Genomic DNA, 21,118 nt, shown 5'->3' with positions numbered 1-21,118 from the left:
ATGTCATATACGCCGGAAATGCCGTCAAAGCTTGTTTATCAGCCTGTGGCGGGATTTGTAGAACAGATCGCCGCAAAGTCACCTGCACCCGGTGGCGGAAGTGCAGCGGCCTTGTCAGGGTCTGTTGGTGCCGCATTACTCGTCATGGTGTGTGAATTCACGATTGGGAAAAAGGGATATGAAGCAGTTTCGACCGAACTTGCAACTGTCCGCGACAAGCTGGAAGAGCTCAGATTAAAGCTGCTTAAGCAAATTGATGAGGACACATGGGCGTTTTCAAGATTCAGGGTAGCAGTCAAACTTCCTGAAAGTACAAGTGAGGAAAAGTCGCGCAAGGAGAAGGAAGTTGCAGAAGCCACGACGGACACAATTGAAGTGCCTCGTCAGACAATGCATCAGTGCCGTGCCGCGCTTGAATTTGCTTTGACTATTGTGAGTAAAGGAAATCCCAATACTGTTTCGGACGCGGCGACGGGAGCTGAAATGCTCTTGGCCGGGCTTGAAGGCGCTGCGAATAATGTGCTGATAAATCTGCTTGGTCGGTCTGACGACAAAAGCAATCTGCTGCGAACCGAAGTTGAGCGCACGCGAACAGAAGCACGCAGAGAACTCGCGGAAGTCCGCAGTCATGTTGAGATGAAGCTGCGTGGCTAAAATTAGAATATTGCCCGAGCAATTGGTCAATCAGATTGCGGCGGGAGAAGTCATTGAACGTCCGGCGTCGGTATTGCGCGAACTGATCGACAATTCGCTTGATGCGGGTGCGTCGAAAATCGACATTGAATTGGACGGATCGGGCAGAGAGTTGATCGCCGTGCGCGACGACGGCGGGGGTATGTCCCGCGACGATATGCTTCTTTCCCTCGAGCGTCACGCGACTTCGAAACTGACGTCGGAGTCAAATCTCTTCGCAATCGCGACACTTGGTTTTCGAGGCGAAGCGCTGCCAAGTATCGCGTCGGTCAGCGACTTGGAAATCGTCTCACGAGATGCAACGTCAGACTTTGGATTTCGTCTGCATGTGATAAGCGGAGACATCGTGCACGAAGAGGCAGTACCCTCACCAAGAGGAACACTTGTCCGAGTGCGATCAATCTTTTTCAACACTCCTGCGCGGGCGAAGTTTCTCAAAGCAGATGCGACCGAGCTTTCGCATTCCATCCGGACACTTCGAACCTATGCTTTAGCGTACCCAGAAGTGTCGTGGTCATTCCGTCATGGCGATTCACTGCAGTTTGTGTGGCCAGCGGGAACTTTTCGAGAGCGAGTTGCTGACGTATTTGGTGCGGGCATCGATGAAAAGCTGCTCGTAATTGAGCACGAGATCAGGGGCGTTCGTGTGCACGGAGTGTTGGGACGGCGCGAATTGAACCGGCGAGGGCGCGGCGATCAGTTTCTTTTCGTGAACAGGCGGCCGTTTCAGAGCACTGGACTTGCGGGGGTTGCTAAAGGTGCTCTCCGCGATTGGCTTGACGAAGGCGAGTGGCCGTTCTACATTCTGTTCATAGAGCTTGAGGCCTCAGGTGTTGATGTCAATGTTCATCCTGCCAAAAGGGAAGTTCGGTTTTCCGATGAACGGCTTGTTCACGCGGCGGTTTTTGAAGCGCTGCGTGAGGCACTGAAAGGACAGCAGACCACACTGAACGAATTACGACAAGGATTCACGTCGCCGATTCCTGAAGGAACTGTCGAGCCTCCATCACTGTTCACTGCGAAACCTCCCGTTTATTCACTGCCGATGGTGCAGAGCGTTTCGACCAGCAGCCCTGCCCAGCACACTCCGATAACCTCTTATCAGTCGTCGCAGCCGACTCCGGCTGCAAAGCTTCGCGCGCAAATCTACCAAGTTCATGCAAAGTACTTAATCGCGCCGATTCGGTCAGGGCTGGCGATTATTGATCAGCATGCAGCGCACGAGCGGGTTTTGTATGAGCGCGCGCTGCGAAGTTTTGACAACAGGACTTTTGCATCGCAGCAGCTGTTGTTTCCACTGCTTCTTGAATTGAACCCGGAAGAAGATGCATCGTTTCGCGAGATGCAAAGCGAGATATCTGCATTCGGTTTTGTGGTTCGCGAATTCGGGCCCAGGGCATACAGTGTTGAGGCGGTTCCAGCGGGTCTTCGACGCGCATCCGAGGTAAGTATGCTCCACGAAATGATCTCGGAGTACGATGAGTTCAGGCGCGCCAGATTGGGACCACGTGAGGCTTTGGCAGCGGGGTTTGCCTGCAAAGCGGCAATTCGCACCGGGGATGAACTTTCCACGGAGGAAATGACCGTGCTTGTAGACGAGCTTTTTGCAACGCAGCAGCCCGGAAGCTGCCCGCACGGCAGGCCGACATTCATCGAGATAAAGCTTAGCGAATTGGACCATCGATTTGGACGAACAGGTTGACAAAATACCTGAAGTCGTCGTATTGGCGGGCACGACTGCATCGGGAAAAACCGATGTTTCAATTCCTCTTGCGCAGCGACTAGGCGCGGAGATCATTAATGCCGATTCACGGCAAGTTTATCGCGAACTGAGAATTGGTTCTGCTCCTCCCTCAAAGGCGCAGCTTGACGCGGTAAAACATCATTTTGTCGCGAGCAAATCGATATCGGAGAGATGGACTGCAGGTGATTTTGCGCGTGAAGCTCGGCAGGTAATTAATGACCGCTGTTCATTCGGCCGCCGGACGCTGGTGGTGGGCGGTTCAATGCTTTATCTGCGCGCACTGATCGACGGACTTTATACGGTTGATGATGAACCTCTGATCGACTACTTGGCGCTGAGGCGGGAGTGGGAGAGACGGGGAGCGGAGGAGATGCTTCGTGAACTGCAGAGCATTGACGCTGACATTGCCGGGAAAACGCGTGTGAACGATTATCATCGAGTAATGCGTGCAATCGGAGTTTACCGGGCAACGGGGTACCGGCTGTCAGAACTTCGCAGTCGACCTACAACGGCACTGACCGCAAGATTCAGGATGTTCTTCCTTTACGGCGACCGTACTGAAACGTATGCTCGCGTCAATGAACGGGTTGACAGAATGCTCGAGGCCGGGCTTGTGGATGAAGTGAAAGGACTTTGGCAGAACGGATACGACGAATCTAATACGAACGCCTTGCGCACTCATGGCTACCAAGAGGTTTTCCCGTTTTTGCGAGGTGAGTACGATTTCGGCGTAATGCGGGACAAGATCAAGCAAGCCGTTAGGCACTATGTCAAGCGACAATTGACGTGGTACAGGAATGACGCTCGGGTGCAAAAGGTTGAGCGAAGTTTTGCCGATTCAGCCGACGAGATAGCGATTCGGATATACAGTGAATTGAATGAATAAGGAAAGCCCGCCGCATATGCGGCGGGCTTTCTCTACAATTACTGTGCGTATCAGTGCATTGCCTTCAGCTCTTCCTCGGTTGGCTGGTTCTGCTCAATTGGAATAAAAAGTGTAAAGGCAGTGCCTTCACCAACCTTGCTCTGTACGTCAAACCTGCACGAATATGGCAGAAGCAACTTCTGCACAGTCGACAGACCGAGGCCGGTCCCCGTGGGTTCACCGTTGTTTGATTTGCCTACCGGCGGTTTGGTCGTGAAAAACGGGTCAAAGATCTGGTTCAAGTTTTCGGCCGGAATTCCCGAACCAGTGTCCTTAATCGTAACGGCTATGTTACCGTCGACCTTTGAGGTGATCACGTGAAGCTGCTTACGGGGCGAATCGTGCATCGAGTCAAGCGCATTCCTGATTATGTTTACAATGGACTGCGAGAAGTCGCTGTACCTGCCCCAAATAGGCGGTAAGTCCGAAGCAAATTCAAACATCTTCTCGACATTGTGCTTGAACATCATATCGGCCTCTAGAAAGCGCAGTTCTTCCTGCAACAGAATATTAAAATCAATGTCCTGTCTAGCCTGCTCCTGCTCCTGACGACTTTTCCACATTAGATTGCGTACGATGCCGTTGATTCGCTCGACTTGCGCGATGACACCGTCAATATCTTCAAGTTCCGGATGTTTAATCTTGATGATTTGCGCCAGACCGTATATACCCATAAGCGGAGTGTTGATATTGTGCGCGACACCGCTTGCGAGCAGTCCGATGTTAGCAAGACGCTGTTCGCTCATCAATTCCAATTCCATCAAACTTGCGCGTTGAGCGAGTTCCCTGTTATCGCCGCCGGAGTCACGCGCAACAATCTGCAGAACGGTTTCACCTTCAAGCTTAATCTTGTTCACCGTCGCTGCAGTCAGATGTTCATTTAACTCGTGGTCGCGAAAAACGAGTTCGGGAATTCGCCAAACCTGGAACTCTGAATCGTCATTAATCAGGCACCGATCGAGCTGTTCGCCTACGTAGTTTCTTATGCTTGTTCCGACGATATCAAATGACTTGCGTCCGGCAAGCTTCACGGCAGCGCCGTTCAGTTCGATAATCAACCCGTCCTTGGGGTTGACAAGCATGATGGCGTCAACGGCATTGTTGAAAAGAGTCCGATAGCGCAGTTCACTGTCACGCAATTGATCAGTGCGTTGCCCAACAAGCGCTTCGAGCTGAATGCGATAGCGCTCGTTTTCTTCTTCCAACTCGACTTTCCGAATCAGCAACTTGTATTTGTCAAGCGCCAATTCCGTTACACGCAGGAGTTCTTCGCGGCGAATCGGCTTCAGCAGATAGTCGTAGGCTCCTGTTTTCATAGCATGCCGCATACTTCCGACGGTTGGATCTCCTGTTATCATCACAACCTGAGTGGTCGGGTACTTGGTTCTCAAGTTCTGCAGCAATTCGCCGGAGTCTCCGGGCAAATGCACATCGCACAAAACGACCGGCCAGCGGTTCGAGTCCATGCTTAGAAGTGCTTCTGCAGGCGTGCAGGCATGACCTGTCGTCCAGCCGGACTCGGCCAGAATGCTTTCAGCGATTTCGCATATGACCGCATCGTCGTCAACAATAAGAATTCGTTGACCTTCGTTTTGTGACTTGCCTATAGGCGAGTTCGTACGTTCAATCACGTTGTTTTCCTGCTTGATCATCATTTTCAAGCGGCGGCGTTGCTGGGCAACGCACGCTCGATGATTTGGCGAAGTTCTTCGATACGGAACGGTTTTCCAAGGAATCCGTCCGCCCGGTACTCACCGGCCGTTTTTCGCGCGTCTTCTACACCATAACCTGTGACCAGAATGACTGGGAACTCCGGATTTCTGGACTTAATGGACGTCATTAGCTCTATTCCGTTCATATCAGGCATATGTACATCACTGACCACAAGGTCAATCTTCTCTACCATGTATTTCTCATAAGCTTCACGGCCACCGAATGCGGAGATTACGTCGTAGCCCAGAACTTCAAGAATCTTTGCCAGCGTGTGCACCATGAATTGCTCGTCGTCAACGACGAGAATTTTCTGGCGCCGGGTTCCATCAGACGCAATCGAAACCGCCTTTGCCCGCGGGACGTCAATGTCAATCATGTGATGCTGTCCCACAGAGTACTCTCGAGTCCGAGAAGGACTCGCGACTGTGGCAAGCTTCTGAATCACTGACTTGATCTTTGCGACTTCTTGCACAATGAAATCCAAAGACTGGCGGATATCGATTGCATCCGGCATTCTTGTCAGTCTAATGTATTCCGCGCTGTTCAGGATGACATTGAGTGGTGTATTGATCTGGTCGTTCACTGTCACAGCGGTCTGAGCAATCGCTTTCATCTTTTCAGAATCCAGCTCTTTTGCTTTTAGTTCCGCGCGCAAGTCAGCTCGTTCAATACCCAACTTAATCCGGTGCAGGAGTTCGTTGTCGTCGCAAGGTTTAATAATGTAATCCGCGGCACCACGCCGAAGGGCGTCCACGGCACCGCGAACGGAAGCGAATCCAGTGACCACAATGACCACGCAATCGGGATCGGCTCCAAGGGCAGCTTCCAGTACGTCCATGCCTGTTACCTTTGGCATGAACAAATCAGTCAAAACAACGCTGAACCGTCGTGCATTCAAAGCATCAATCGCTGCCTGTCCGGACGAACAGGCCACGACATTGTATCCGGCCCGGCTCAACACCTCACGGAAACCTGACAGCACTAACGGATCATCATCGACAACCAAAACTTGTGTCAAATCTGTCATGAATAAATCTCATCATTTTCAATCTTTTCCTCGCGAGACCATGCTGCTATGTCGATATCCAGCTCAAACGATCCCAAACTGTCTTCCATTACTTCAGCGGCACCGCCAGCCGCAATCATAAACTCACCGATAGCGGCGGGGTATCCGGCCACCTCGCTTGCCAATCCATGCTTGGTGATTGAATCTCGATCACCTTTCCTCAGTGTCGCCTGCAGAAGCCAGCGGTCACCTTTCGGCCGCAAGGCGATATGCAGACAGTTTCCGCGGTCTCTGGAGATCGATGCCCAATTTGCTATTAGAACGGGCAGTACAACCGGGTGCATTTTCAGTGCAACTTGAGACGACGGCCAATCGTCGATATGCAAGGTTACTTTTGCATCTGCGCATTCACTAGCGATATCAGACCTGAGCTTGTCACTTGAAACCGAGGTTGGCGGGAGACAGGAACTTTCCTTCACGGCTTGAACCGTTTTGATAACGGCTGCCACTCGGTCGAGAGCGGTCTCGATTCCATGCAGACGGTCCTGGCGGTCGCGGTCGACATTCTCCGTATGCCAAAGATTCATGGCAGTCCTTGCGGCCTGAACCGGGTTAGCCAGCTCATGAATCAAGACTTCGACCAGCGCCAGCGCGGGACCGAGGGGTTCGTGTGTGTTTTGCTCAGGCACTATTGCGCTTAAATTGGCGTTATTGTCCACATGGTAACCAAAGTTACATCGGACATATTGAAAGAGCAATTCTCTTACTGGATCAGGTAGATTATATTGGGTTCATGATATAGTTACTACACTCTGACCAGCGCTTGACTACACTAACTATACTTCGCATACTCAATTAAAAGAAAAAGCGGCTGTCGCCGCTTTCCAGAGAGTCTGTGTTACTTTGCCTGAACAGAATTTGGCCTAAGCTCTCCGGCAATAGACGCCATTTGTGAGCGTAGAAAGGGTGCCAGTTCGAGTAACGTCCTAAGCTCTTGGACCTGCGGGTGTGTGTATGAGGCGACACCAAGTGTCTTTTGCTGCCTCAACCACCTGAGCAGATGAATCTGCACGGTATCGGGAGTCACGGTCTGCAGAATTTCAGCGCCAAAAATCTCCGTCAGACGGGTCATTTGCCTCCGCAGGGTAAGCATAGCGTCCTCACCAGCGGCTTTCTGTTCCGCGAGCAGTTTCTCTTTGTTGAAATGGATGAAATCATTGTTTGTGGATACCGCAGCGTAAGCCTCGGCCACTCCTCCGACAATCTTCTCCGCGACAATTTCACGGGCAAAGATTGTACAGTCGACAGCCTCTCCGATGACTTGGGCAGTCAAACCGACTTCGCACATAGAACCTCTCATTTTCCCTTGCACGACCATGTGCTGTCCAACGGCGATCGTCGCTTCACCGACGTGTCCCATGATTCTCAAACTGCCGGAAACCTGAATTTGACAGCCGCTGCCGACGTCCCCCGTTATCACGCAGTCGCCGGACACAGTTAGACGAACGTTTTCCGAGAGGCTTCCGTCAACCCAGATGGATTCCTCCCACCGCTCATTTTCAGCTTTTTCCGCCAATACATTCCGGAATTTCTGGACTTCTGCCTCCAAAACAGTTGGCGTTTCGCGCGGAGAATCCTTTTGCCGGCGATCGTGGTACTTTCGCTGAAAGACAAGCACACCTGTTTCTCGCGAAACAAGCCTTTTCTCGGTGGTACTGAGGGTGATTCCATGTCCCGCGCTAAGCCTGCAAGGGGCACCACGACGGGGAGAAAGTTCCTTGCCAAACACGTTCTTGCCTGCCCGCAAACCGGATACGGGCACATTGAGCTCTATGATCTCTTCTCCCGCGACCACGCCTCTTAAACCCAGCCATGCAGTCACAGAAGCGGGATCATCGTGAGGTTTCCAACGATAATAAAGGCGGGCCGGCATTCCCACATCGGGGAGATGTCCCTGCCCAATAATCTGATCCTGCAACGGAAGTTGCGTGTCAAGGCATTCCTGAATCAAGCCCCGCAATTTGGGCCAGTCTATCAAACCCGTTTCTATGCCTTCAGACTTAATTCGTTCTTCAACCCCTGCAAGGGTTATCGGACGCTCAAAATCATCAAGTGGAAAGAGGTCAATCACAACCTGCATATCCGAGAACACAGTTCCATCCGAAGCGGTCAGCGGAAGAAATCGAATGCGGACGGCTCCCGCAGGAATTTCCTGCCTCCGAATCTGCATTTCGACCAGGATTCCGGACTGGACATTCTTCTTCGAATGGAGACCCACATACTCAAGGCGGTGATCTGCTACTCCGAAGCTATGCGCCAACTGCGCTTTGATTTGACGGAGCTGTTCCGGAATTTCGTTGGCCCGGTGCTTTGGAAAGAGCATACGGACCCGCCAGAGGTTGCTGCCCTGTGCCACCAGCCGGACTTTGGTGTCAGAATCCCCGAGGTTGAGGTTGTTATTTGCTTTCTCACTCATTGTCCAGACAATAATCGCAAATTCCGCTCCTCCGAACGGGCTAGCCCAATCTGAACCGATGGTACCTCAAATCGTCTTCAAGTTGACGCAGACTAGCAATTGTTAAGCTAAAATAATCAACAGGTTGAGTATTCTTCTGGGGATGACAGTGAGTAAAATAGGTGAGGCATAGCTGCTCGATTTCCAAGGCTACCTCAAGGACTTCGGCCAAAGAAACAACAGAATTGCCCTTTTTCGCTCCCCAATTGGGCTTCTTGACAGCATCCTCCAGGTCCAGCCTCAATGTCAAGCCAGTCTGAGTTTCCATGTCAGAAACTTCTATATTTATTGAATTTCTGAAAGAGACTGCCTGTTCAAGCCTGTCCCTGAAAATCGGGTCAGGGATTCTGGGCATCAATGCTGAGTAGAAATTGCTTCGATTCTGCAACAAATAATTCATAAGTTGGCTCTGATTTTACGAGCTTTCCAAATAATAGCAATTTTGGGAGGGCTTGGCAATTCGTTTGAAAATACTCGGAACTTTGGCCTCTCTTCTTGGGTGTAACACCAGACGAGGGGAGCTGGGGATTGAGATAAGCTTCTTTAGGAGACTTAAGAGATGACAAATCGCGCTATCAGCCTTTCACTTCTGACCGGACTATTAGCCTTTTCCTTGGGCTTTGCGGGTGACCATGTTGCTTCGGAGAAGGCCAAGGAAATGCTTGCCTTGGCCAAAGCAGAAATGAAGGCGAATACCGGGGCCTTTCTTGGCGTTGTCCCCGAAGAGGTCACTTCCGATGTGGCAGGTGACTACGGGGTAGCCGCGGGGCAAGGCGTTCTTATTGAAGAAACGGTCAGCGGCTCGCCTGCGGATGATGCAGGCTTGCGTGCAAATGATATCCTGGTATCCATTAACGGCAATCGACTGACCGGTCCGTCTGAGTTACGTGTCCAACTGGACAAGTACAAAGAAGGTGATGAGGTTACCATAGCCTATATGCGGGGCGGCAAGGAGCGCACGGCGACTGTCAAGTTGGATAGCCGGAATCGGGGTGAGGATTTTGACTGGTCTTGGGGAGAAGCCGCACCAATGGCACCCAAGATGTTCAAGTTTGAGTCCCGGGACGGTAGCAAGTCGGCGTTTGCCGGTATTGTGACACAGGAACTCTCTTCCGGCTTGAAAAGCTACTTCAAGGTGGAAGGCGGAGCTTTGGTCTCAGAGGTAGTTGAGAAATCTCCTGCTGAAAAAGCTGGGCTGAAGGCAGGTGACATCATAACCAAGATAGGGACGGAGTCCGTTGAAGACCAGAGCGATGTTTCATCTGCGATCCGTGATCTTGACCCCGATCAGACAGTGGATTTCCACATCATCCGTGAAGGCAAGGCCATGGTCATTCCAGTTACTTTGACGAATCGGAAGGATTTCTACGGGGATGCTTCAGACGGCGAATCGTGGGAGTTTGCCTTTTCTGAAAAAGACGCAGAACAGCTTGAAGCCGAAATGGAACGCCTGAGCGAGGAACTTGAAAATATGGGAATTGAGCTCGAATCCATTCCGGACATCAAGTGGGAAATGAAAATGGATGCCGACCACCCGAAAGTGTACATTGGGTCAGGAGAATCTCGGGCAATCACGAGCGATCGGGGCTGGTGGAATTGGAGTTTCAAGGACTTGCGGGAGCGTATTGATCTGGGAATGCAGGAGCTGAAGAAAGACCTCGAAAGATTAAAAGGCGAGCTCAAGCAGCTTCGTGCGGAAATCAAAGACCGGATGTCAATCATGTGGGGTCCGCGTATCGATGTTGCTCCGCAGGCATGAGTTCTGTATAATAATGCACGTTAGAGCCCGGAAGTTTGCCGGGCTCTTTTTTTGATGATACTTTGAACAGGAAAACCGCCATGCAAGAGTATTTGGTGTGCCCCAATTGCGGAGAAAATGTCATTAAGTTCACAAATCCCGCTCCGACCGCGGATATTGTCGCCTTGCGGGATGACAAGGTATTGATGATTTTGCGCAAGAATCCGCCTGAAGGGTGGGCTTTGCCGGGCGGGTTCGTTGAGTACGGTGAGACAGTCGAAGCGGCAGCAATGCGCGAACTATTTGAGGAAACGGGATTGACGGCGCACTCACTCCGATTAGTCGGTGTGTATTCAGATCCCAGCCGGGACCTGCGCCGTCACACGCTTACTGTGGCGTTTGCGGCCGAGGTTACCGGTGAACTTAGGGCTGGCGACGACGCCGCCGACGTGAAGTGGTTTGGCCTTAGTGACCTGCCAGCAAAGATCGCTTTTGACCACCTGCAGGTAATCCGTGATGCAGCCCGTCAACTGTCCTCATAGCAGTTCCGGTTGCCCCGACCGGAACTTCTGTGTATATTAATGCTGAATATCGAATACTTCGAGTGGCAAAAATATGAACATGACATCAGTGAAGACCGTGCTTGTCAAGGAACTGCGCGACCTCTATCGGGACCGCAGAACGTTGATGGTGACCGTTGTCTTGCCGCTGCTGATGTACCCCATCATCTTTATCGGAATCATGCAGCTCACTCTGCTTCAAGCTGGCCGCATGAAGGAACAAAAGGGTGTCGTGGCGGTCTTGACACCGGAGTATGTGCCCGGCAATCTATTTGGGGATACTGTACGATTAGACCTCACTGACTCAGCAGGCTGGCATGACCGGCTGAAAGAAGGCGAGATTGACGCGGCAATTGCCTTTTCGCCCGGATTTCGTGACAGCCTGTTGGCAGGTCGGACAGGCGAAGTGACTGTGCATTTCTTGAGCAGCCGTGATTTCTCCGAACAGATACGCCGCAGAGTGGAAGAGCAGGTAAAGGTCTATCGTGAGGAGATTGTCGAGCAGCGGATCGCCGGACTTGGAGTAGATTCGAGTTACATCCATCCTGTGGCCTTTGCAGCCATTGACGAGGCTACTGAGCAGGAACAGGCCGGTTCCGCGCTTGGCCGGATTCTCGGCTATTTTCTGATTTTGACGACTTTGACCGGCGCATTTTACGCAGCCATTGACTTGACAGCAGGCGAAAAGGAGCGCGGTACATTAGAGACATTGCTGGTAAGCCCGGCATTGCGACAAGAACTTGTTCTGGGCAAGTTTCTCGCTACCGTCGTAGCTGCACTTCTTTCGGCGATTCTCAATCTGGTAAGCATGGGTTTCACGACCTTGTATGCCGTCAGCACCCTGGGAGGCGCGGCCGGGTTCGGAACCGAAATGGTTATCTCGTTTAAGTCCCTCCTGCTTGTTCTGGTCACTTTAGTTCCGCTGGCGGTTCTGTTCGCAGGCGTGACGATGGCGGTTGCCGTGACGGCGCGGACCTACAAGGAAGGGCAGGGGATGTTAACTCCCCTCATGATGATAAGCATACTTCCCGCTATGATCTCGATGATTCCGGGGGTCGAGTTGTCTCCATTACTGGCCGTGATTCCGATCGCAAACGTTTCGTTGCTTACCAAAAGCCTGCTCTCCGGTCAGGCACCCTGGCTTGAGTTTGCGATTACGATATTGAGCACGGCGGGTTTGGCGGTGCTGGCGCTTCACTGGGTCACTGTGCAGTTTAATCGAGAGAGCGTCTTGTTCAGGCATGCGGAAGACGTGAAATGGGCGCTTTTCACAAGACCTGTTCGGGAAGCGGGCAAAGTGCTTTCACCAGCCGGCGTTGCTTTGCTCAGCGCCGTTTCTGTGATTGTCGTAGGAATGGCGGGAGGATTGGCTTCTTCCGACTCGCCGTTTCAAGGCATACTCTTAGTGCAAGGGGCTTTGGCGGCACTGAGCTTCGTGTGGGTATATCAGGGTGGATTCGATCCAAGTGTGGCTTTTGGATGGCGGGTTCCAGTACCGAGAAGCTGGCTGGCGGTCATATTGGCCGTTTCAGGCGGTTGGATCTTGACGGTAGAGCTGGCCACACTACAGCATCAGTTCTTTCCGTTTCCGGAGGAGATGATCGAGCAGTTTTCAGACTTGTTTGCCGGTCTTGAGAACCTGAGTATCTGGCAGGCACTGCTGTTGATTGCGGTGTTGCCCGCAGTGGTCGAGGAGCATCTCTGTCGCGGGCTCATGCTGCGCGGTATGAGCAGAGTTTCTGGTGCATGGCCTGCCATTCTGGTCGTCGCATTAATTTTCGCCTTTCTGCACCTGAACCCGTACCGCCTACTCCCGACCTTTGCCCTTGGCATTCTGTTGGGGTACATCGCGATCAGGACTAACTCAATCTTTCCCGCGATTCTTGGGCACTTCATGAATAATGCGGCAAGTGTTCTTGTATATCGTTTTGATGACTGGTTCATCAACATGGGATGGGCGGCAGCCGAAGATGCAGCCTGGGTGCCGCTGCCATGGATTCTTGCGGGAGTGGTACTCCTTAGTGCCGGGATCGCGTTGCTGCCAAGAACGAACTTGACGGCAGCCGGCCGAGAAGGAGTTGACGAGAGTTCATCTGAGTGATCGCAAAGACTTGTTTGTGAATCCGACAGCCCCGACAATTCCTGCGGCGAGTCCGAAGTATAAATACAAATCTTCCGGGGGTGTGTATGTCAGGACTATGCCTACGACTCCGGAGCTTAGGGCCGAAAGACCGACTACGGTTAGCTGAACAAGACTGAAGACTCGACCCTGCATGTAGGACGTAACTTCGGTTTGAACGAGTGACGTGCGAGGAATAAGTATGAAGGGAATGCCGATGCTGTGGATGAACCAGATGATTGCCGCCGTGAACAATGTATCGGCGAAATAGAGCGGCATGAAGCTGATACCATCGAAAACGATGGCAAACAACAGGGTTTTCCCGCGAGGCAGGCGGCTGCCAAACCTGTGTACTAGAATGCTGCCGGCGACGATTCCCAACGCAAAGCAGCTTTGCAAAACTGCATAAGCTTCTGCACCAAGTTCCAGGTGATTTCTGACGTAAATTGGCGTCCCGACAATAGCCAATCCCATGATGAAAAAATTGTCAACGGCCGTCACCCATAGTAGTCCGTGAACCAATCCAGACTGTCTTGCGTAGGCCAATCCTTCCTTAACCATTCGTAGCGGAGGTTCTGCTGCCGCTTGAATTTTAGTGCCTCGTTTAAGCGAGAGCAGGAAAAGGAATGAGATTGCGTAGGTCAATGCGTCAAGCCCGAACAGGCCAGCCAGTCCCACTATCGGCAACATAACTGCTGCCAGGAGTGGACCGACAAAATAGGCGACTCCAAGACTGCTTTGTAGAGCCGAAGTCGCACGATTAAGTTCACTTGCTGACACAAGTTGAGGAACGAGGGCGTCGCGCGCCGGAGCAAAGAAGACAGTGCAAACCGAGACAGCGAAAGCCAGGACATACAGACCAAGCGGTCCGATACTGTTCACAGCAACGAATCCGGCAATCAATCCGACGAGCAGAATTCGAATTGCGTCACACCAAAGCAGAACGGACTCTCTCGACACACGATCGACCCAAGCGCCCGCAAAGATTCCGATCAGTATAGAAGGCAAGTAGCGTGCGACTCCAAGAGCACCGGTGGCCGAGGGCGAGCCGGTCAGATCATAAATCAGCCACATGATTGCAACATCATGCAGGGAGTCGCCGATAAGTGACACATTTGCGGCAGCCCATAGGGGCTGAACAGCGCGAGGAACAATGCGATTCAGAAAATTCAATACAGTAATACTGTAACCGGATAAATGGACGAACTGAGAATAGTATCATATGCTTCGCAGAATTCTGATCGTCAGGCTGAGCTTCGCGACGCGTTGCGCGAGTTTGACGCAGGTGTACGTATTGAATTTGCGAATACCGAAGAAGAGGCTTGCGAGTTGCTCGCAGATGCCCGTGTCCTGCTCGCGCACCGGCTGACTCCCGCAATGTTTAAGGCCGCTCCTCACCTTCGTTGGGTACACTTGACCAGCGCGGGCGTGGAGCGCAGTCTTTTTAAGGAGTTCGTGGAAAGCGAAGTGCTATTGACAAATAGCAGAGGTATGCACGCTCGACCAATGGCAGAGTGGACTTTAGCAGGCTTGCTCTACTGGGCTCAGCGATTTCAGTATGTCGACGAGTGGCGCCTTTCGAGGGACTGGAAGGAACCCAAAAGGAAAATGACAACGACAAGGCGCACTCTGTACGGCCTTCATGCATTGGTTGTCGGTTTTGGAGAAGTCGGAAAAGGGATATCCGAGCTATTGAAGGCAAACGGGCTTGTAGTCGAGGCAATTGCCACTCGTCCGCGAAAAGACGTAGTGGAGGTCTTTCCAATGGAGCAGCTTGAAGAACGGTTGCAGGAGGCGGATATCGTGATCATCGCGCTGCCCGCAACTCCAAAGTCAATAGGGCTGTTTAACCGCAGGATTTTTCCGCTGATGAAGTCCGGGAGCGTCTTTGTCAATATTGCAAGAGGATCAATCGTTGACGAATCAGACTTGATTTCTGCCTTGAAGGCAGGTAGGCCTGGTTACGCTATTCTCGATGTGTTTGCCGAAGAACCGCTGCCCGGCGAATCCGAACTCTTTGACCTGCCCAATGTATTCATGACTCCGCACGTGTCCGGGAACTTTCCCGAGTACACGCACAAAGTCCATGAGATATTTGTGGAGAATGTCCTGCGATTTGTTGAAAACAGACCGCTGAGATTTGAAGTTGACAAAAAGCGCGGTTATTAAAACCGCGCTTTTCATTCCGGGGCTCTGTCGAGTCCGATGTCTTTCCACGATGCCGGATCTTCAAGAGATTCCAGATGCGTAAGTACGGTAATATTCGGAACCGCCTGAATCAGCTTGTTCTCGATCTGCTCAAGCATCTCGTGTCCTTGATGAACAGTCCAATCGCCGGGCACGAGAATATGAACGGAGACAAATCTGCGTCTTCCGGCCTGCCGCGTCCTAAGCGCATGGTAGGTGACCTCATCCTCCTCATAGCTCTGTAACACGGAGACAATGCGGGCATGTTCCTCGGCAGGAATTGCAGTGTCCATGAGTCCGAGCACTGAACTTCTTACAATGTGAATTCCTTCGCGTATGATATTCGCTGCAACGACAAGTGCAATGACCGGATCCAGGAATTGCAGTTTGCTAAGAGCAACGATACCAACAGCGGCAATCACTCCGGCAGATGTCCAAACATCCGTCATGAGATGACGGGCATTTGCGTCCAGAGTAACCGAGTGATACTCCTTCCCGGCCCGGCGGATTACTATAGCAACAAGAAGATTGATCAGAGTGGCGGCAAGAGTGACCGCCAAGCCCAACCCGACCTGTTCTAGCGGCTGTGGATTAAGTAATCTGTTCACAGCAGCAACGGCAATACTGCCGGCCGCGAAAATGATCATGGCTCCTTCGGCACCGCTGGCAAAATACTCCGCTTTGCCGTGGCCAAACTCGTGGTCCTCATCCGGGGGCTTGGCGGCAATGCTCAACATTACCAATGCGATGACGGCACCCGCCAAATTGACCAATGATTCAAGTGCATCCGATAGGATTCCTACTGAACCGGTGAGGAAGTAGGCACTTGTCTTCAGCGCGATTGTTGCAATTGCAGCAGCAACCGAGAGCCACGCAAAGCGCGTTAGCGAGACCTTCGCCGTTTGCTGTACACGCATCTTGAAAGTTCTATTTCAGAATGACGATCGGAGCTACCTGAGACGTAAGTCGTCCCTCAAACCGGACAAAGTACTTTCCGCTGGCGAATGCATCGACAGGAACGGTGAATGAATTCTCACCAATCTGCACGCGTTGTTGGAAAGATGCGACGACACGTCCGAGTGCGTCATACAGCCGGAAATCACCTTGCTGGTCGATCAAGGAACTTAACGTCAATCTCAAATGACCATTCACCGGATTCGGAAATGCAGTTAGTGCTGGAGACTCCGGAATGGTTATCGAACGGTCAATTGCAGAGAATATGTAATCTGCGGCGGCGACGGCGTCTACAATTCCGTAGCCCAGGTCATTGTCCGGTGCACCTGCCTGTGAAGCAGTAGCCATCATGGCATGCCGAACTTGCTGGGCAGTCCAGTCCGGATTGGCTTCCATGACAAGAGCTGCGATGCCGGCGGCAATTGGAGTTGCAAGCGAAGTTCCCGATAATCTCCAATACTGATCAGTCGTGAATGCCATTGCGCACCAGACGTCCGAAGCTTGCGCCGAAACATCCGGCTTGATACGGCCGTCCGCGGTAGGCCCGGGTGATGAGAAACCAGACAGATTAAGCATGGAGTCAACGCCTCCGATAGCAAGAATGCTGTCAGCGTCTGCCGGGGAAATGACTGTTCCCCATTGCGAGTTTCGCTCGTTACCTTGCGCCGTTAGAACGAGAATTCCCCGCCGCTGTGCCTCCGTGACAGCTTGCGCGACGACGGTGGAGCGACCGTCCATTTGATCTTGTGTGTACCAATCAATGTAGCCCAAGCTCGATGTGGTGATATCGGCGCCTGCGCTGTCCGCCCATTCCATTCCGGCAACGTAATAATCTTCCTCGACTTCGGTTTCGGTTGGAACATATTCCGTTTTGGCAAGCATCCAAAGTGCTCCGAATGCAGGACCAATGATGTTGTTGCTGTCAAGTCCGGCAGCGGCAGACAGGACGGCAGTGCCGTGAGAATGCTGTTCGGCCGAGTCTTGTCCAGCTTCGTTTGCGACAATTGAATCCCCAAAGATGAAATCCCGCATCGCAAGGTAGTTCAAATCCCGAAGCGCAACATGCTCCGTCCGAAAGCCCGTGTCCAACATACATAGAAGAACGCCGCTTCCGGATAAGCCCCTCGCATGGAGCTCCGGGATACGGCAAATTTCGTTCTGTCTGAAACTGTTTCCGTACTGCGTGCTGTCGAGGCGGGAAGATCCGTTGCTGCGGGGCAAGTCGATGGCCAATTTCTTCGTGAACTGCCGGGTATCCTTAACAAATGGGAGAGATCGAATGAGCTCAAGTTGCTGAGTGGATGCATCAACACTAACTGCATTCAGCCACTTGCTAACGGCACGTACCTGAGCTCCCGTTTGCCGGACTTGACTGATGTAATCGGCATGCACCGGAATATCTCCCAAACTTACAACGTCGGTACCGTTTCGCAACCGCCGTTCTATCGACCGCTCGGACAACTTCGCTCGCGCGTTATCGAGTTCCCGCTGCTCTTGGCCGGGAACAATGCATTTATCGTGAAAAAAAACCCAGTTGCGCGAGGTTTGTGACAAAACTTGCCCGGCAAAAGTTAATACTATAAATGAAAATATACCTATCAAACGCATTCTTTGGCCTTTCTATAACCGATATGACATACCCAGTGTCCAATCCGTAGGCGCTTTCCTTTCGACAGGAAAAGACCAGCCTGCCTGTATCAATGTGCCGCCCTCTATCAATCCGACGGCGCCGCCGATTGTTATTCGATGTACATCTGACCAGATGTAACCGCTGCGGACGATTCCATAATTTCCGAGAATATACTCCAGGCCAAGCCTTGAGGCGGAATAGGAGTATTTGACCTCTTCAATAAGTTCACCATCCCATTGGTAACTCAATGAGAATTTTCCGTTGTCGGATCGCGCAGCTATTCCCCACTGTGCAGTCTTCTGCACGACCGATGTACCTCCAAATGCGTGCTCGACGCGCGCACCAAAATTGAGATTCTTCCCGGCCGTCAGAACTCCAAGGTCAATCGAATTGCTCCACTTATCATCCAAGGAATCCGCACGCGGGATTTCGTGGATGAGTCTTAGATTGGCGCCAACAGCCAGTCGCGGCAGTGGACTCCAAAGGGAGGCAACATAAGGGACATAGTACTTCCACTCCGAAGGCCGGATCTGACCGTCAACATAAAGTCCTGTTCCGAGGCGGGCTCCTTCTTCTGAGGCTGGATTGGCGTATGCAATAATCACTCTGTCGGTTGCCGATCCTGTGGTGGTACCGTATGTGAAATCGGATCCCATACCCTGCATTGCGAATAGCCCGGCGGGATTGAATAATACTCCGGTAGGGTCTGCGGACAGTGCCACGACAGCTCCAGCCAAACCCGTGGACCTTGGCTCAATGATCGGGGACAAACTTTGGGCGAACAACTGTCCAATCGCAAGAAGCAGAAGAAAAGGAAGCATAGGTCTGAATTTACGATACTTTGAGGGGAGTGGCAACCGAAAAGTGAAGCACGATTCGAGAGAAATTAGTCCTCCCGAGTTGGCGGGTCAGAAATAGAACTCCTCTCTAACAAAAACATAAAAACATATTTTATATACACATAAACAATAAAGTTAGTCAGAAAGTGGTTAAGAATCGCCTTGACAGGAAAGTTGGAGGTGCTTATATTATGGCCTGCTTCAAATTACGGTAGGTCATGCGCGCCGGGTAATGCCCGGCGTTCTTACCCACTAAGGGCAGTTGAAGCGCCAAATGATCTTTGTCAATGGGAAATGTGCGATTCTGACAGGTTCCGCCCGAATTATGTCAGAAAGGCCCTGAACAATTTATTGGACAAATTCACATGTAAATAATTTACAACGGAGAGTTTGATCCTGGCTCAGGACGAACGCTGGCGGCGTGCTTAACACATGCAAGTCGAACGAAGTAGCAATACTTAGTGGCGAACGGGTGCGTAACACGTGACTAACTTGCCCAAGACTGTGGAATAACGGAGGGAAACTTCCGCTAATACCGCATGTTGAGCTTGGATGGCATCATCTGAGCTTGAAAGATTTATCGGTCTTGGATAGGGTCGCGGCCTATTAGCTTGTTGGTGGCAGCCACACTGGGACTGAGATACGGCCCAGACTCCTACGGGAGGCAGCAGTGAGGAATATTGCGCAATGGGCGAAAGCCTGACGCAGCAACGCCGCGTGAAGGATGAAGGTGCTCTGCATTGTAAACTTCTGTAGGGAGGGAAGAATGGCCTGCTATTGGCGGGTTTGACGGTACCTCCAAAGTAAGCACCGGCTAATTCCGTGCCAGCAGCCGCGGTAATACGGAAGGTGCAAGCGTTGTCCGGATTGACTGGGTGTAAAGGGCGCGTAGGCGGAGAGGTGTGTCGGGAGTGAAATCGTGCGGCTTAACCGTACAATTGCTTTCGAAACTACCTCCCTTGAGTGCAGAAGGGGTTGATGGAATACCTGGTGTAGCGGTGGAATGCGTAGATATCAGGTAGAACACCGGAGGCGAAGGCGGTCAACTGGTCTGCAACTGACGCTGAGGCGCGAAAGTGTGGGGAGCAAACAGGATTAGATACCCTGGTAGTCCACACCGTAAACGATGATCACTAGTCGTCGGAGGATTCGACCCCTTCGGTGACGTCGCTAACGCATTAAGTGATCCACCTGGGGAGTACGCTCGCAAGGGTGAAACTCAAAGGAATTGACGGGAGCCCGCACAAGCGGTGGAGCATGTGGTTTAATTCGATGCAACGCGAAGAACCTTACCTGGGCTCGAAGTGTAGTGTAAACTCATGAAAGTGAGGTATTCCTTCGGGAAGCGCTACATAGGTGCTGCATGGCTGTCGTCAGCTCGTGTCGTGAGATGTTGGGTTAAGTCCCGCAACGAGCGCAACCCTTGTCCTTAGTTGCCATCAGGTAAAGCTGGGAACTCTAAGGAGACTGCCGGCGTTAAGTCGGAGGAAGGTGGGGATGACGTCAAGTCCTCATGGCCCTTACGTCCAGGGCTACACACGTGCTACAATGGCTGGTACAAAACGTCGCAAAACCGCGAGGTCAAGCTAATCGTAAAAAACCAGTCTCAGTTCGGATTGTACTCTGCAACTCGAGTACATGAAGTCGGAATCGCTAGTAAACGCGAATCAGCAGGTCGCGTTGAATACGTTCCCGGGCTTTGTACACACCGCCCGTCACACCATGGGAGCCGGTAGGACCCGACGATCCCTCGCCAACCGCAAGGAGGTAAGGATCTAAGGTAAGCCCGGTGACTGGGGTGAAGTCGTAACAAGGTAACCGTATCGGAAGGTGCGGTTGGATCACCTCCTTTCTAAGGAGAATCCTTTGTGCGGATTTATTCGCACAGGATATGGTCGAAGGCCTTTATTGACTCGTGGCGGAACCTCTCAGATCGCACATTTCCCATTGTAATAGTAGACGGACAAAGCAGTCTTTGTGTGGCTGCGCCTTGGTCGGCAATAGGCCGATCAAGGTCGTTCTCCGTCGTTAAATTTGCTGGTCGTTGTTCGGGCCTGTAGCTCAGTTGGTTAGAGCGCACGGCTGATAACCGTGAGGTCACAAGTTCAACTCTTGTCAGGCCCACTATGCGCGGGCTTGACGGAATCGGACTTGGGGCGTTAGCTCAGCTGGGAGAGCGCCGGCTTTGCAAGCCGGAGGTCATCGGTTCGATCCCGATACGCTCCACAATGCGATTGGGGCGGAATATATCTGTTTGTAAAAAGTTTTTTGAAAGTCTCTGTCGCGACAAGCACTCCTGCCGAGTATAGTTGTCGCTGACTAGAGAGCCGGATGTAAGTCCGGTCCACATCCGCCGGTGAATGATGAAGCCGGTGAGTATCTACCCTGCGGAGGGGTAGTTGAAAGCTCTTTGACAATTGGAAGGAAAAAATGCAACTTCGTTGAGAAGTTCATTTCTCGAGCATAATAAGATACCGAGGATAGCAGTTCAAAGT

16 protein-coding genes, 2 tRNA genes and 1 rRNA gene are annotated in these 21,118 nt (G+C 51.9%); 10 read left to right on the top strand and 9 right to left on the bottom strand.

Annotated elements, in window-relative coordinates:
• From HUU59_07135 to miaA, 3 genes are read left to right on the top strand one after another with little or no spacing between them, the layout of a single operon-like run.
• The gene (locus tag HUU59_07135) at window positions 1-654 is read left to right on the top strand and encodes a cyclodeaminase/cyclohydrolase family protein (protein ID NUO19198.1); all 654 of its coding nucleotides are present in this window, start codon (window positions 1-3) and stop codon (window positions 652-654) included.
• The gene (mutL, locus tag HUU59_07130; GenBank protein NUO19197.1) at window positions 647-2,395 is read left to right on the top strand and encodes a DNA mismatch repair endonuclease MutL; all 1,749 of its coding nucleotides are present in this window, start codon (window positions 647-649) and stop codon (window positions 2,393-2,395) included. The genes HUU59_07135 and mutL overlap by 8 nt, the downstream gene beginning before the upstream one ends.
• On the top strand, window positions 2,379-3,323 hold the full coding sequence (gene miaA / locus HUU59_07125; GenBank protein ID NUO19196.1) for a tRNA (adenosine(37)-N6)-dimethylallyltransferase MiaA: 945 nt from the start codon (window positions 2,379-2,381) through the stop codon (window positions 3,321-3,323). The genes mutL and miaA overlap by 17 nt, the downstream gene beginning before the upstream one ends.
• Before the next feature lie 50 nt (window positions 3,324-3,373).
• Here miaA and HUU59_07120 read toward each other — a convergent pair whose 3' ends face one another.
• From HUU59_07120 to HUU59_07100, 5 genes are all read right to left on the bottom strand, one after another.
• Window positions 3,374-4,993, bottom strand: a complete 1,620-nt coding sequence (locus HUU59_07120; GenBank protein ID NUO19195.1) for a response regulator — start codon at window positions 4,991-4,993, stop codon at window positions 3,374-3,376.
• Window positions 4,994-5,019: 26 nt separating this feature from the next.
• On the bottom strand, window positions 5,020-6,102 hold the full coding sequence (locus tag HUU59_07115) for a response regulator (protein ID NUO19194.1): 1,083 nt from the start codon (window positions 6,100-6,102) through the stop codon (window positions 5,020-5,022).
• Window positions 6,099-6,770, bottom strand: coding sequence for a hypothetical protein (locus HUU59_07110; protein NUO19193.1), 672 nt, complete (start codon window positions 6,768-6,770; stop codon window positions 6,099-6,101). The genes HUU59_07115 and HUU59_07110 overlap by 4 nt, the downstream gene beginning before the upstream one ends.
• A gap of 209 nt (window positions 6,771-6,979) precedes the next feature.
• Window positions 6,980-8,557, bottom strand: a complete 1,578-nt coding sequence (locus tag HUU59_07105; protein NUO19192.1) for a hypothetical protein — start codon at window positions 8,555-8,557, stop codon at window positions 6,980-6,982.
• A 40-nt stretch (window positions 8,558-8,597) separates the two neighbouring features.
• Window positions 8,598-8,864: a hypothetical protein gene (locus HUU59_07100; protein NUO19191.1), complete on the bottom strand. Its 267-nt coding sequence runs from the start codon at window positions 8,862-8,864 to the stop codon at window positions 8,598-8,600.
• Window positions 8,865-9,155: 291 nt separating this feature from the next.
• On the opposite strand from HUU59_07100, the gene HUU59_07095 reads away from it, so the two are divergent.
• From HUU59_07095 to HUU59_07085, 3 genes are all read left to right on the top strand, one after another.
• Window positions 9,156-10,355 carry a PDZ domain-containing protein gene (locus tag HUU59_07095; GenBank protein NUO19190.1) on the top strand — a complete coding sequence of 400 codons (1,200 nt, stop codon included), beginning with the start codon at window positions 9,156-9,158 and terminating at the stop codon, window positions 10,353-10,355.
• Window positions 10,356-10,435: 80 nt separating this feature from the next.
• Window positions 10,436-10,876, top strand: a complete 441-nt coding sequence (locus HUU59_07090; protein ID NUO19189.1) for an NUDIX hydrolase — start codon at window positions 10,436-10,438, stop codon at window positions 10,874-10,876.
• Between the two features lie 73 nt (window positions 10,877-10,949).
• Complete coding sequence (locus HUU59_07085; GenBank protein ID NUO19188.1) at window positions 10,950-12,995, top strand: CPBP family intramembrane metalloprotease; 2,046 nt, start codon at window positions 10,950-10,952, stop codon at window positions 12,993-12,995.
• Here HUU59_07085 and HUU59_07080 read toward each other — a convergent pair.
• Window positions 12,984-14,186, bottom strand: a complete 1,203-nt coding sequence (locus HUU59_07080; GenBank protein ID NUO19187.1) for an MFS transporter — start codon at window positions 14,184-14,186, stop codon at window positions 12,984-12,986. The genes HUU59_07085 and HUU59_07080 overlap by 12 nt on opposite strands.
• A 24-nt stretch (window positions 14,187-14,210) precedes the next feature.
• Here HUU59_07080 and HUU59_07075 point away from each other — a divergent pair, with 24 nt between their 5' ends.
• Window positions 14,211-15,182: a D-2-hydroxyacid dehydrogenase gene (locus HUU59_07075; GenBank protein ID NUO19186.1), complete on the top strand. Its 972-nt coding sequence runs from the start codon at window positions 14,211-14,213 to the stop codon at window positions 15,180-15,182.
• A gap of 11 nt (window positions 15,183-15,193) precedes the next feature.
• Here HUU59_07075 and HUU59_07070 read toward each other — a convergent pair whose 3' ends face one another.
• From HUU59_07070 to HUU59_07060, 3 genes are all read right to left on the bottom strand, one after another.
• Window positions 15,194-16,117, bottom strand: coding sequence for a cation transporter (locus tag HUU59_07070; protein ID NUO19185.1), 924 nt, complete (start codon window positions 16,115-16,117; stop codon window positions 15,194-15,196).
• A gap of 10 nt (window positions 16,118-16,127) precedes the next feature.
• Complete coding sequence (locus tag HUU59_07065) at window positions 16,128-17,615, bottom strand: S8 family serine peptidase (protein NUO19184.1); 1,488 nt, start codon at window positions 17,613-17,615, stop codon at window positions 16,128-16,130.
• 159 nt (window positions 17,616-17,774) lie between these two features.
• On the bottom strand, window positions 17,775-18,506 hold the full coding sequence (locus HUU59_07060; protein NUO19183.1) for a hypothetical protein: 732 nt from the start codon (window positions 18,504-18,506) through the stop codon (window positions 17,775-17,777).
• Window positions 18,507-19,004: 498 nt separating this feature from the next.
• On the opposite strand from HUU59_07060, the gene HUU59_07055 reads away from it, so the two are divergent.
• The 3 genes from HUU59_07055 (at window position 19,005) to HUU59_07045 (ending at window position 20,849) form a co-directional block, all read left to right on the top strand.
• Window positions 19,005-20,484: ribosomal RNA gene (locus HUU59_07055) — 16S ribosomal RNA — on the top strand.
• Window positions 20,485-20,673: 189 nt separating this feature from the next.
• Window positions 20,674-20,747 (top strand) — tRNA-Ile (locus HUU59_07050).
• Between the two features lie 29 nt (window positions 20,748-20,776).
• A tRNA-Ala gene (locus HUU59_07045) sits at window positions 20,777-20,849 on the top strand.
• The last annotated feature ends 269 nt before the right edge of the window (window positions 20,850-21,118 follow it).

The sequence above is a fragment of the bacterium genome (assembly GCA_013360195.1).
Lineage (GTDB): Bacteria > Electryoneota > RPQS01 > RPQS01 > RPQS01 > JABWCQ01.
This window is presented reverse-complemented; position numbering and strand designations above follow the sequence as displayed.